At 68.9% G+C, this 13456-nt stretch carries 3 protein-coding genes; all 3 read left to right on the top strand.

Annotated elements, in window-relative coordinates:
- The first annotated feature begins 155 nt into the window (after window positions 1-155).
- The 3 genes from NE234_RS43570 (at window position 156) to NE234_RS43560 (ending at window position 13449) form a co-directional block, all read left to right on the top strand.
- Window positions 156-7736 (top strand): hypothetical protein, encoded by a 7581-nt coding sequence (locus NE234_RS43570; RefSeq protein WP_252787052.1) that lies wholly within the window; start codon window positions 156-158, stop codon window positions 7734-7736.
- 167 nt (window positions 7737-7903) lie between these two features.
- Entirely contained in the window at window positions 7904-13132 is a 5229-nt protein-coding gene (locus tag NE234_RS43565) for a hypothetical protein (RefSeq protein WP_252787051.1), read from the top strand.
- Entirely contained in the window at window positions 13030-13449 is a 420-nt protein-coding gene (locus tag NE234_RS43560; RefSeq protein WP_308207008.1) for an EsaB/YukD family protein, read from the top strand. Before NE234_RS43565 ends, NE234_RS43560 begins: the two co-directional genes overlap by 103 nt.
- The last annotated feature ends 7 nt before the right edge of the window (window positions 13450-13456 follow it).

Raw genomic sequence — 13456 nt, 5'->3', positions numbered from 1 at the left:
CCACCGGTGTTGATATGTCGGCGATCAACAGGTCGCCGGCTGAGGTCGGTGCGGCGGCTGAGAAGCGAGCGTTGGATGAGGGTCTGCCGGCGGATGAGGCGGCGGAGTGGGGGAGGAGCTTCGCGCAGGCGCATGAGTCCGGTGGTCATGCGGCCGTGACGAAGTTGCACGGGGACCTGAACAAGCGGATCGATCAGTTCCTCGATCCGCGGGTCGATGACGCGATGGCGAAGCGGAACGAGTGGCTTACTGCTGGGGCTGAGTCGGTACCGGATGGCCGGGTGGAGAACTCCGGTGGCGAGAAGGAACTGAACCCCGGTGGCGGTCTTTCGGGTGCTGAGGTCGGTGCGGCGGCTGAGAAGCGAGCGTTGGATGAGGGTCTGCCGGTGGATGAGGCGGCGGAGTGGGGGAGGAGCTTCGCGCAGGCGCATGAGTCCGGTGGTCATGCGGCCGTGGCGGAGTTGCACGGGGATCTGATTAGGCGGATCGGTGAGTTCCGTGATTCGCGGGATGCCGCGCAGCCGGGCAAGATGTTTGATGCCGAGTATTCGGCGTCTCGGTCGGCGGCGGCGTATGAGAAGCTCGGTGAGGCGTGGGGGTTGTCGCCTGATGAGGCGGCGCGTTGGGGTAATAAGTTTTATGAGGCTCATTTGTCCGGTGATCGGAGTCTGATTGCCGAGCTGCAGGATGAGTTCGGTGCGCTGGCGCCTAATGAGCGGTGGTCCTTTTTCTATGATGTTGTGAGGAGGTCTGGTTCTCGGCCGGTGGATCCGTCGTCGGTTGAGGGGACGAAGGGCGAGCCGGGCGGTTCGTCGGGGCAGCCGGGTCATTCGTCCGGTGCGGTGTCGCACGGTGGCTCCTCGTCGGGTCGTGCTGGTGGTGGTGGTGCGTCGGGTGAGCCGTCGGCGGCGGGTGAGGCGGTGCCGGTCAAGGGTGGTCCTCCCACGGCCGTGGTGGACAGGCCGACGGCGTCGGGCGCTGGGAACGGCAAGGCTCAGTGGATCATCGATGAGGCGTTCAAGACGGATCGACCGGCCGATACCTCCCATGGTGCGGGTGAGGGCCTGACGTCTTCCAACTCGGCGACCAAGACCTCGAACTCGGTGGGTGCGAAGGCTTCCACCGGTGTTGATATGTCGGCGATCAACAGGTCGCCGGCTGAGGTCGGTGCGGCGGCTGAGAAGCGAGCGTTGGATGAGGGTCTGCCGGCGGATGAGGCGGCGGAGTGGGGGAGGAGCTTCGCGCAGGCGCATGAGTCCGGTGGTCATGCGGCCGTGACGGAGCTGCACGGGGACCTGAACAAGCGGATCGATCAGTTCCTCGATCAGCGGGTCGATGAGATGACTCCGCGGCGCGACGTACGGCCTGGTGGCGGGGCCGAGCCGGTGACGGGCGGCCAGGAGGAGAAATCCGGTGTCGGGGAGGAGGTGAACCCCGGCAGCACTGCGGATGGGGAAAGGCCCGGTGGCGCGGACCTCGTCGCCACCCATCCCGGCGGGGACGCCCTGACGCCTCGCTCCGGCGGCGGCTGGACCACGCACCGACCGGGTGCCCTGCCTCCGGTGACCGTAGCGACCCCCGCGGCCGATACCCCGGGAACCGTCCAGAACGACTCCCAAGCGGGTTCGTATGGCCGACCGGACGACGGACCGACTCCCGCCGATGAAACTCCTTCGCTGAGCCCGGTGAGTCCTTTGAGCCCGCGGACCTCGCGAACTCCCCTGAGCCGATTGAGTCCGGTAACCCCGATGAGTCCGGCGGGTCCGGCGAGCCGCTCGGCGTCGGGCGGCGATCGGATCGTCGTGGCCGGTCGTGTCGAGTCGATCGACTATGAGGACCACATCGTCGTCGACGGTGAGTCCGCCCCGATGACTCCTGATGAATTCGTCGCGTGGCTTCAGGAGCGGCCGGAGTACGAGCCGGGCGTTCCGGTCGTCCTGTTGGCCGGTGATGCGTCCGCGTTCGCGTTCGCTGTCGCGCCGCTTCTCGACGCGCCGGTGACCGGGCCCTGGGGTGATTTCTCCCCGATTCCGACCGGTGATCTGGCGGCCGGGACGCTGCTGCGGGATCCGGACGACGAACTGCGGATCGGCGATGCGCCGCACGACGGCTGGTACACCTTTGGACCGGACGGTGACCTCGTCAGTCGGGTCCGCACCCTGCCCGACTCCGGGGCCTTCCTGCGCGATCAGGCGACCGCCGAGCGTGTGACCGGTCGGCCGGTCGGCATCTGGCGATCGACGACGGCTCCGCAGAAGGCGGCCGAGAGCCCGGCGCCCACTCCTGGTGGCGAGGAGACGTCGCACGGGGCCGCCCTCGCAGGCGATCACCCTTCGGAACCGGGCCCGGAAGGCGGCCACGCCGAGACCGTCTCCCCGCCGTCGGTGGACCGGCCGGAGGAGGCCGGAACCCCCGTCGACCGTGCCCGCGCGACGCTGGACCGGCTGCCGACGGCGCAGCGGGAAGGGCTGCTGAACCGGACGGACACGATCATCCGCGAGGCGATCACCCGGCCGCGTACCGGGCAACCTCGCCCCCGAGCGCCGCGTGAGTGGCGGCTCCTGGTCGCCGCAGAGATCGCCCGTTCCGGAGAGCAGGCCGGGGAGAACCTCGCGCACACCCTGGTCGCGGAGCAGCCGCCGACGCGGAGTTCGGCGGCGGAGCCGTCCACGCAGGAACCGGCCGCTTCCGGGGCCGGCGGCGGAACGACCCGCCTGCCGAAGGGCCCGGTCGTGGAGGGCGAATACCATCGCGAGTCGTTCACCGTGCGCATCCCGGGTAGCGACCAAGACCTGGACCCGGAGCAGACGGCGCGGTGGATCGAGGGCAACACGACGTACGGGCCAGGTCGTCCGGTCATTCTCAACATCCCCGGAGTGGGGATGCCGGGGCCGGGGGGCGGGCCCTCCTTCGCGGATCTCGTCGCCACCCATCTCGGCGGCACGGTCGTGGTGCCTCGTTCCAGCGGTCTGTCGATCGGGACCGGCTGGACTACGCACCGACCAGGCGAACTCCCCGCATCCCGGCGTTCGGACCCGGATCATGCCTGGAATCGGCTCCTTGACCCGGCGATCAGCGCGAAGCGCCGTCGGGAGGCGCTGGGCCAGGCGGCCAAGCTGGTCGAGGACCGTATCCGGCAGGTGCGCCCGAGGGAGAACCCGAGGGGTGCCGTGTCGCGCCCCGATGAGATCGTCGTCCTGGTCGCCGCGGAGTACCTACGCGGCCCTCGGTCGGCCGGCGCGCTGACCAATCTTCTGATCCCCGAGGGCATTCGTCCCCGTCCGACCGTCGCCGGCCCCGCACAGCACGCCGAAGCCGACGACGTAGCGGCTCCGCTCACCGAAGCGGCGCTGGCATCGCACGCCGCGGAGCGGGCGTTCGAGCAACTGGCCGCCGGCCACCGCTTCGCCCAGGACGACCCCGCATGGCTGGAGCAGACCGGCGAGCGCTTCCACGAGGCGGCCGTGGCGGATACCGTCGCGCCGGACGAGGCCGTCGCCACCGGCGAGCCTGGAGACGGCCGTGTCCGTACGGGTCTGCCGTCCCATGCTGCCCCGTCCGCGCCGTCGGATCTGCGGCCGGCGGGGAGTGTTGCGGCGTCGGATGTCTATCCGCTTGATCGGGCTCGGGTGCGGAACTGGACGCGTCGGGTGTTGCGGGTGGCGGTGGGGTCGGTCGGGTTCTATCGGTGGGTGTTGCCGGCGTTGCCCGACGATAGCCGTGGATTCCAGATTCGTGCGACGTCGGGGAACGGTACGCCCAATGACTTCGCGCGGTGGGTCCGCGGGGAGGGGCCTGCGCCGACGGAGCTCGGGCGGATGAACTGCTGGGAGGCCATCCTCTATACGGCGCACTGGTCTGGCGCGGTCGACCGGGACTGGTTGAGGCGGATCCATGGTGAGGCGTCTGAGGCGGCGAGTGAGACGTATCGCGTGGCGCTGAACGGCGGGCGGGATGCCATGGCCGCGGTGCTGCGGGGGGTTGAGAGTTATGGCGACACGCTGATGCGGTCCCTGACCGTCGGCGAGCCGGTGCGGCACCGGCGTGATGTTCGGTCCGGCTTGGTGACGCCGGATCTGCCCGCTGGGCATCTGGTGATCATCAATGGGGGCGCCCACGTCGTGCTGGCGTTGGGAACGCGTGATGCGCGGGGGCGTCATGAGGTGTTGAGTCATTGGAATTTTCCCGAGGATGAGCCGGGGCGGCGGACGTCTGGTCCTTACGATCCGCCCTCGACGGGTTCGGGGTTTCTGCAGAAGACGACGCTGGAGGAGATTCTCACTCTTCCGCAGTTCAGCCGGCCCAGGCCCATTGTGTCGGCGGAGCCGGCGTGGTCGTCGGGGCCTGGGCGTGGTCTTCGGCCTACGGGTGTGGCGGAGCCGGTGGGGGGACCCGCTGCGAGGGTCGAGGAGCCGGCGAGTGCGGACTGGCTGGCCCGGCGGCTTGCCGCGCCGGTGCTGCATGTGGAGACGGAGAGTTTCGAGGCCAAGGCCGATTTCAGCGTGGCGGAGGGGACTCCACGGGTTTCGGGTTGGGCGACGCAGATTCGGATCAACGTCCAGCGGATTCAGGCGGCGAACGGGGTGTGGGTTCGTAACCATGTCGTCGTCGTGCCGGTGAAGCCGATGTTCGGGGTGAGTGCGGACGACGTCGCTGAGATACAGCGGTCGTTGAACCGGATGATCGATCGGTATGCGAACCAGGGGTATGCGCTGCCGGTTTCGAAGGAGCAGGCGTTCTTCGCGGTGAAGCTGGTCGTCGACCCCGGCCATCGGGAGGCTGTTGAGATCCGGCCGGGTCGGACGGCCGACGCTCCCGGCCTGGGGTTGGGCGGGCCGGATGCACGGCACTGGGGGACGGACGACTTCACCGTCGCGCTGTTGCACGAGGTGTTCCACTATCTGGGCTTGCGGGACGAGTACCGGGATGAGTTGTCGCTGTTCCGTCGGTTGGTGCGGTCTTCGGCGGTCAGGACCGGCGGGATCATGGCGGGGGGTGTCTTCGACCCGTCGCAGCCGATGCCGGCCCGGTACTTGCGGGACATCGAGTCGGCGGTCAACGCGAGTGTGGTGCTGCGGGACTTCCCGTTGACCGCGCCCGGGGCACACGGGTTCGCCGCCGCCGTGTCGTCGGTGGGCGCAGGTGACGCGGAGACGGTCGCGGCGGCACCGATCTATCAGGTGGTGAACCGGCCGGACGAGGGCGCACGACATCCCGCCCCACCCGCACCGTCGTCGGGGGCGCTCACACCGAAGCAGGGCGACTCGTCCGCCCCGCCGGAGCCCGTGACGAGCCGGCCTGTGTCATCCGCGGAGAAGGCGAGGCGGCTGGCGGGTCTGTCTCCGGGTGAGCGGATGTCGGAGCTGCAGTTCATGTCCGCCAACGATCGGAGGGTGCTGGCTTCGGACCGTGAGTTCGTACATGGGCTGCGTCTGTCGCTGTCTCCGGTGGAGTTCGCGTCCGCGGTCGCGCAGCTGATGATCCGGGTGCCGTCGGGGGTCGAGCAGCCCGCGACGGCCCGGCAGCGGTTGCACGCGATCTTGACGCGGATGCTGAGCCACAACCCGAATGTGGCGGAGAACGTGATCACTGCGGGTGGCAAGGTGTTCATCATCCCGCGGACCGCGTCGTTGGCCTCGCTCGGGCACACCTGGCGTCTCGCCGTGGAAGGGCACGCAATCGAAAACGCGCGCGGCCTTACGAAAGGCACGGGGTCTGCTGCGGTGGGGGAGGAAAATCTTCTCGGCGAGATCGCTGCGGTGGGCGATCAGTGGCCAACCGGCCTTTCTGTGGTTACGCACGAGATCGCTCACCTGATCCACAACTACGGGCTCGGTGATGAGGATAAAAACCTCATCAAGCAGCATTATGAGAGTGAGCTGCAAAAAGCGAAGTCGGGATTCGAGGTGCAATGGCCGAATGGGCCATTGACCACTCCCGAGGGGGGCAGTGCCTACAACTATTCGGCTAAGAATGAGAAGGAGTACTTTGCGGAACTGACGAGCGCCTATCTGGGCACGAATGCAGGAATCGACTTCAAGACTCGCTGGCCGAAGAACAACGGTGCGGACTGGGTCATTCGATATGAGAAGAATATCGCGATCGTTGATCTACTGAAGAGGATTTACGGTCCGGTTCCCGAAGGTATCCGCGCCAATCCTCTCTGGCAGACGCAGGCGGAGAACCGCATGTACCAGGCCTTCCGGGAATTCGGCGGGGAGCCGGGTGAGGATGTCGTAGAGTTGCCGAGGGATGATGATCCTTGGGTGATTTTCGGTGAGTTCGACCCTGCGGCTTCTACGTTCACCTTCGACGGTCTTGCGCGACGTTCGGAGCAGACGGCGCGCTGGGTGGCTCGTAACACGGGCTACAAGCTGGGTGATTCCGTGACGCTGGTGCCTCTCAATGCTGAGGCGCCCGGCGATGACTGGATGTATGACTCCTGGGAAGATGAGGTCGGCTTCGACGACTTCGCCGATGCGCTGGCCACGCATCTCGGTGGACTTGTCGTCGTGGCTGACCCGGCCAGCAGCACCAAGGCCACGCATCGACCGCAGTTTCAGTACTTGTCCGCGGATCAGCGGGAGGCGCTGGCTTCGGATCGGGATTTCGTGCACCGGATGCGCGTGTCGTTGCCTCGGGCGGAGTTCGCGGCCGCGGTGGCGGATTTGATGGTTCAGATGCCGCCGGGGGTGGAGCGGCCGGCGACGGCCGGGCAGCGGTTGCGTTCGATCATCACGACGATGCTGAGCAACGAGCCGGAGATCGCGGAGAACGTGATCAACGCGGGTGGCCGGGTGTTCATCATCCCGCGGGCCGAGTCGTTGACCTCGCTCGGGCCTTGGCGTGAGTTCGCGGGGACGGAGCTTGTCGAAGGCAGGCCCGCCGACCGGGAGCGCAGTATCCGTACCGGCACGCTGGCCGCGGTTTCCGAGGAGGATCTTCTCGGCGGGACGTCTCCGTTCGGTGTGCCTTCTCCATCCGGCTATTCCGATGCCGTGAATGTGTTCGCACAGTTGCTTCACGCCTATGGTCTGGATGACGAGAAGAAGGACAAAATCCGAGATTTCTACGATGAAAAGCTGCAGCAGTCGAATGCGGTGTGGCCCGACGGTCCGTTGCGCGCGCCCAATGAACCTGCCAAGGACCCAGGTGATTACTTCGCGGCGCTCACGAGCTTTTATGTGGAGGCGCATGTCACCGATAGCCCCTATGTGGTCACGGACGATGGGCGTCTCAGCGGTTACCACGCGGCTCGGCGGCATGATAAGGACCTGCACGAGCTTCTGGTGGATATCTACGGCAGGAACGCCAAGATAGCGGAGGCCGATCCGCCGGGGCGGGAAGACGACCGATATTCGGATTTCCGGGCATTCTGGGAGTCGGCCGAGGAAAAGGTGGAATCGCCCGTCGAGGCCGTGTCGCCAGAATCCGGTTCTGCGGCGAATACCGTCACGCGTCCGGCCGCAGATGTGCCGGGCATCGTCATCGGACAACCCCAGGCCGACACGGGTGGGCCCGTCGCCCGGCAACTGCCCGCACCGGATCTCGAAGGCGACGCGGAGGCGGTCGCGGCGGCACCGAGCTATCAGGTGATGAACCAGCCGGACGAGGGCCCACGGCATCCCGCCCCGCCCGCGGCCGGAGGGCCCGTGGCGGTCGAGCTCGACGACTCCGGGTGGCGGAAGTCCAGCCGCAGTGAGGGGGATTGCGTCGAAGTCGTCGTCTGGCGTTGAGGGCGCCGTCATCTGGCGTTGAGGCCGCGGTCGTCTTGATGTGCTTCGGAAGAAGGAAGGTGAGTCTGGCATGACGTGCGTCGATCTTTGTGGAGCGGGTGGAAGCAGTGCGCGCCAGAATGACCTCTTCTTCGCGTGGCCGGGCGGTTCCTCGTGCCGGTGTGACCGTGACGGGATCTCCGGCGGACGCCTCCGGGTGGCGGGGCAGCAGCCGGAGTGTCCCCGAGGAGAACGGCACCAAGGCGTGTGTGCAGGTCAAAGTCGTTCCGGCGCATGTCGCGATGCGTTCCGTCGGCCAGGCCGCGATCGCGATGTTGCAGGCCCCCGCGCAGCTCGCTCCGGCGTTGTCGGTCGTGCCCGCTCCGTCCGCCGCCGGTCCGGCCGGCGCGTCGGCGCCCGTGGCCGCGGACGGCCTTACGTCGTCGGTGGCGGAACGGCCGGCTGGGCCGCGGGCTCCGTGGTATCTCGACAAGGACGCCTTGGGCGAGGCATCGATCACCGGCGTCGACCCGTGGTCGACCGAGGACGCCCAGCGTTGGGCCCATGAGGTCGGCAGCAGGGTCCGGCGCGCGGACGACGGTCCGGAGCTGAGCGCGGGGATCCAGAACGGGCTGCGTGAGGTCCTCGGGACCGACGACACCGGGGGGAAGAGCGCCGAGAAGAACATCGAGAAGTGGGAGACGCTCCTGCAGAACGGCCGCTTCTTCGTGGCCGGCGGCCATCTCGTGTGGATCCGCCCGGTTCTGCGGGACGCGAGCCCGGGCGAGCAGCCGACCGGCGACGTTCGCAGTTACGGGGTCTCCTTCGCCTCGATGTCCTCGGGCGGCAAGTCGGGCGGATCGGTCACGCGCGGCTTCGACGCGCTCCTCCTGTCGTTCCTCGGCATCGGTTCGCGGGTCGCGTCGGCGGTGGTACCCGGGCTGCCGGCGGTGACCGCGGACGCGTCGGTGAAGAAGGAGGAAGGCCACGACCGGCAGGTGATCGCGGGCCGCAAACTGTTCGTGGCGGAGAACACCCGTTTCCGGTCGGGTCTGGCGATACGGGTATTCGTCGACGGTGTGGAGCGCCCGAACGACGTGGTGCTGCCCCAGCGTTTCGACGTCGACTTCCCCGCGCCCTTCACGGCCCCGGACGCGCCGCGGCCGGAGGGAACGATGCCCCCGACCGGTGCGGCCGCAGGCGTGCGGCGCCCGTCGCAGGCGACCGAGGCGATCAACGCGGTCGACCTGATCCCCGTCGTCGCGGACGTGCAGCTGCGTCTCCTGGGCGCCGGCCTGCCGGCCGAGTCCGTCCGTACGGTGATGGGCGAGGTCACCGAGTACGTGAACGAGAAGTCGACGCGTAACCGGAGCCGCGTGGTCCTCAGCAGCGGGGTTCCGACGAAGAAGGTGACGGTTCCGACGGGGCCGCTTAGCCGGTTCGAAGGGCATTTCTCGTTCAGCGCGCAGATCGAGCGGCTGCAGTACATCGGCGACAGCGAGGTGACCGTCCGGGAGGATTCCGGGGTCGGCTTGACGGTCAAACCGGGACAGGAAGGGGAGAGCAAGGCGGCGACGGGCTTCTACTTCAGCGTCGCCGGTCTCGACGCCGACCCTGGGGCGCACCTGCCCGACGTCGAACACGCGCAGCACGGCACGGGCAAGGGTTTCGTGCGCGGGCCGTCCTTCATGGCGCCCTTCTCGCGTGGCGCCGGCCATGGGCTGTCCGAGCAGGGGCTCGGCCACGCGGTGCTGAACCGCGGCGGGAAGCAGTCCCGGTACCGGACGGGTCTGCGCGTCGATGTCGACATCCGTTCGGCGACGCACCCCATCGACCCGGTCAGCACGGTCGTGGAGGCGGAGACCAGTGTGCCGAAACCGGAGGCCGCCGACTTCGAGAAGCGGATGACCGGCGCCGTACGGGCTCCGGCGGATTCGATGCCACCACCGTCGGCGTTCCGGCGGCCGCGGAATCTCGACCGTCCGATTCAGGTCGACCCCGCGCACCGTGAGCCGCTGGCGCTGGCGGCGCGCCGGGGCGTCGGCTTCGGCATGCCGGCTCTGCTGCCCGGCTCCGAGCTCGTGCACCAGCAGATCCGCGCGGTCCTCCAGCACGAGCACGACGCGGTCTCGGGTGGGAAGAAGGTGGACTGGTCGCAGGCGGACCTGGATCTGGTCACCTACTTCAGCAGGCCGGCGCTGGAGGCGGACCTGCCCGCCGTGATGGCCGGAGTGGATCATACGGTCCACGTGGGCGGGCGCGCGTACGAGATCTCGGTCCAGGCACAGCTGAGGGAGCGGATCGGCGGAGACACCTATCCGATGACCGTGAACGGGCGTGCGCTGCTGGCCGCGGCGACGGCCGGCCACCGCAACACCGAGATCGGAGCGGAGCTGGGCTGGGGCGGGGGTGTGCGGTTCACCTGGCCCTGGATGCGTTTCGTGCTCGGCGCCTGGAGCGCGCACGGCGAGTACTCCTACACCGCCAAGAGGGAGTTCGGGGGGAGCGCCAAGTCCTACCGGCGCACCGAGACCACCGGCCAGGTCGACGAGCACGACTACAACGTCATCTACCAGGTGTCGGTGCGCCCCGCCAAGCGCAGCCGGATCACCTGGTGGATCGACCGGCCCGAAGACGTCACCGCCCGGATCGTCGTCCCCGAGGAGCACCGCCCGGCCACCCCGCTCACCGCCGTCGAACTCCAGAACGCCGGTACGGTCAGCACGCCGGCGGCGTGGCCGGACGAAGACTTCGTCGACCTGGAGGCCGGGGGCGCGTCGGGCGTTTATCCGTCGTTCTTCGTGATCCCGGAGCTGCCGCGCCTGGCGGCCCGGCTGTACGCGGAGGCCAACGGCCTGCCGGCCCGCTGGGCCGACGACCGTACGAACTGGCCGTCCGCGATCAAGGACCTCAACAAGCCGGACAAGCTCGCGCAGTACTTCCCCGTGTCGACCGGGAAGAAGGGCCGCACCGTCAGCCTGCCGCGGGGAAGGGACGGCCTGAAACAGGCCTTCCGCATCCGGCTGCGCGGCTACCGGCCGCGTCACGCCGGGGCGAGCGGGAGCACGGAGATCGAGCAGTACGCCCAGGGCACCCGCGTCCACAAGTACGGCGGCGAGCACAAGCTGAAGGGCGGCTCCAGCTTCGCGGCCGGCCCTCAGCTGCGCATGGGGTCCGAGGCCGGGAAACAGGTCGTCAGCCCAGAAGACGGGCCGGAGACCGGGCACTCCGCCGGCGGCGAGCACGAGGGGAGCATGGGCGGCCGCGTCCAGGTCACCATCCAGGATCACGCCGGATTCACGTGGAAGAAGGAGCAGAGCAAGACGCGCGGCAACATCGGCATCTCGCGCGCGACCTACGGGGGCACGACGCACACCTACCGCACGGACCCGGTCTTCGAGGTGACGCTGATCCGGTGGAGACGGGGGTACCGGTCGAAGACGACCCGGTATCTCCGGGCGACGGACGCGATGGACCTGCTGATCCCCCAGCGGCGGATCTTCGATCTGGGCCTGACCGCGCCCGGCGTGACGCGGCCGGTGCCTCAGGTGCCGACGCGCCACGTTCCGCCCGGCCTGCTGCCCGGGATGTCCTATCCCGAGACCATGAACGCCGACCAGGTCCTCGACAAGATCAAGCAGCAGCTCCGCCACCATGGAGTGCTGAAGGAGTTCTTCGAGGGAGAGGACCGCCCCAACCTTCTCGCCCAGGAGCTCGACGCGGCGTTCTCCAGCGACGCGCTGCGCAACAACTGGCGCCTGCTGACCGGATCCGGAGTCACCCGCTGGATCCCGGTACCGCAGCCGTTCGGCGGCACGCGGTACGTGTTCGTCCGGGTGACCGCCGCGGTCGGGACCGCCACGTCACAGGCGCCGCGGCCGGAGGTGAAGCTCACCCTGCGCGATGAGGGCCAGCGCGAGGAGTCCCGCGAGAGGTCGGCCGCGTTCACCTACGGCGGCGGAGCCGACGTCCGCGGGCGGGTCGGGCGCAAGGGCCACGGGGACGGTCACGGCGGTGTGGAGGCCGGTGTCGACTTCACCGCCGAGTCCTCCCACGGGACCGAGGCGCACGAGAAGACCCTGGAGATCTACCGGGCCGGCACCCGCGAGGGCTCCCTGGAGTTCGAGCACCCGCTGGCGTTCAGGATCGAGGTCGGGCTCAACACCGAGCTGCCCGAGCTGCTGAACGTACCGGTGCGCGGCCTGCGGGAGGCGGTGATCGGCCTGGGCCGGCTGGCGGCCGATCCGAAGGCCGGGGACCGGTGGTACTCCCACCGGTCGTTCGTCTGGCACACGGTGATCGAGCCGGACGCCCCCGATGGAGTGACCGGTGACGTCCGGCTGCTGGTCCCGCAGAGCATCGCGATCCTCGACGCGCCGCCCGTGGGCCTGAAGCCCGCCCTCGGCGACACCCCGGCCTGGGACGCCCGCCCGCCGTGGGAGGGACAGCCTGAACAGGCGATCGACGCCCTCACGCGGAACCTGCACCCCTGGGGCGTCCCGTTCGCCGCCGCGGTCGAGCGCTGGGCGGCGCTGCCCGCGTCGCCGTACCGGCTCCCTGACGACCTGAGCGCCCCCGGCGCCTGGAACGTCCCCGGTCTGGACTTCACCACCATCGCGGGCCTGCGGTACCTGCACTTCACCAGCCACGAGCTGATCCGCCCGTACATCAAGGAGCTGCTGAAGAACGTCTACGAGGTCCCGGTCGGCTCGCGGAAGACGATCGCCGGCCTGGAGATCACCAGAGCCGAGCCGATCGGGCCGCTGGACGGCACGTCGTTCAAGGGCCGGATCTACACCCAGGAGAGCGAGGCCGAGAAGAAGAAGACCGGCAAGTCCAAGGGCTTCCGCGTCCGGTTCGGCCCGGAGGGCGGCGGTGAGGTCGGCGACGCCAAACAACTGGGGATCGGCGCGTTCGAGTACGGCCGGGACGAGGCAGAGGAGCAGGAAGGGGAGCTCGGCGGCACCGACGAGAAGAACAAAGAGGCCACCCGCCGGTACCGGCACTACAGATTCGACGTCGCCCTCATCCTGAACGGCCCCCGCGGGACTCTCCGGGTGCCCGTCTCCGGCGGCATGTACGGGATGCTGCCCCTGGAACAGGGCCCGGACGGCGGCTACCGGCTGGCCGATGACCTGGAGAACGCCCTGCCGCACCTGTTCCGCCCCCGCCCCGCCGACGCTCCGGTGATCGAGGCCGCCGCTATCCGGTGGCAGGGCAGCAGTCACAGCACACCCGATGAGAACGGGATAACGGCATGCGTTCAGGTCGCCGCCCTTTCAGTGCTTCATGTGGCCATCCCCCATTGCCTTGAGTGTGCCCGCGATGCCGAGCGGGGCTCGCGGGGACACCGGAACGGGGACTGGATGCCGCGGTTCCCCACGGCAAGAATGGCCGGGCTCGATCGCGAACCTTAAGGGGTGCGTCTTTCGTGGATGAGCACTGCCGGATCACTGCCGTGGGTGAGCGATGCCAGGTCGACCTCGCGGTACCCGCCGACGCGCCGATCACCAGCTACGTCAACACGCCGGCCGAGTTGTGCGCCCGGCCGGAGGCCGACGTCATGCCGGCCGCCTGGTCGCTGGCCCTGCCCACCGGCGAGCCGTACGCGCCCGAGCGCTCGCTGAACCAGCTGGGCATCGTCGACGGCCAGGTGCTCTACCTGCGCGACGTGACGGCGCACGAATTCGAGAAGCCGGTGGTGCGCGGGCACCGAAGCCGCCGGGCGGCCTGAGAAGGTC

The sequence above is a fragment of the Actinoallomurus rhizosphaericola genome, from assembly GCF_024055675.1.
Classification (GTDB): Bacteria; Actinomycetota; Actinomycetes; order Streptosporangiales; family Streptosporangiaceae; genus Actinoallomurus; species Actinoallomurus soli.
Note: the sequence above shows the minus strand (reverse complement) of the source record. Positions and strands in the feature narration are given on the sequence as shown.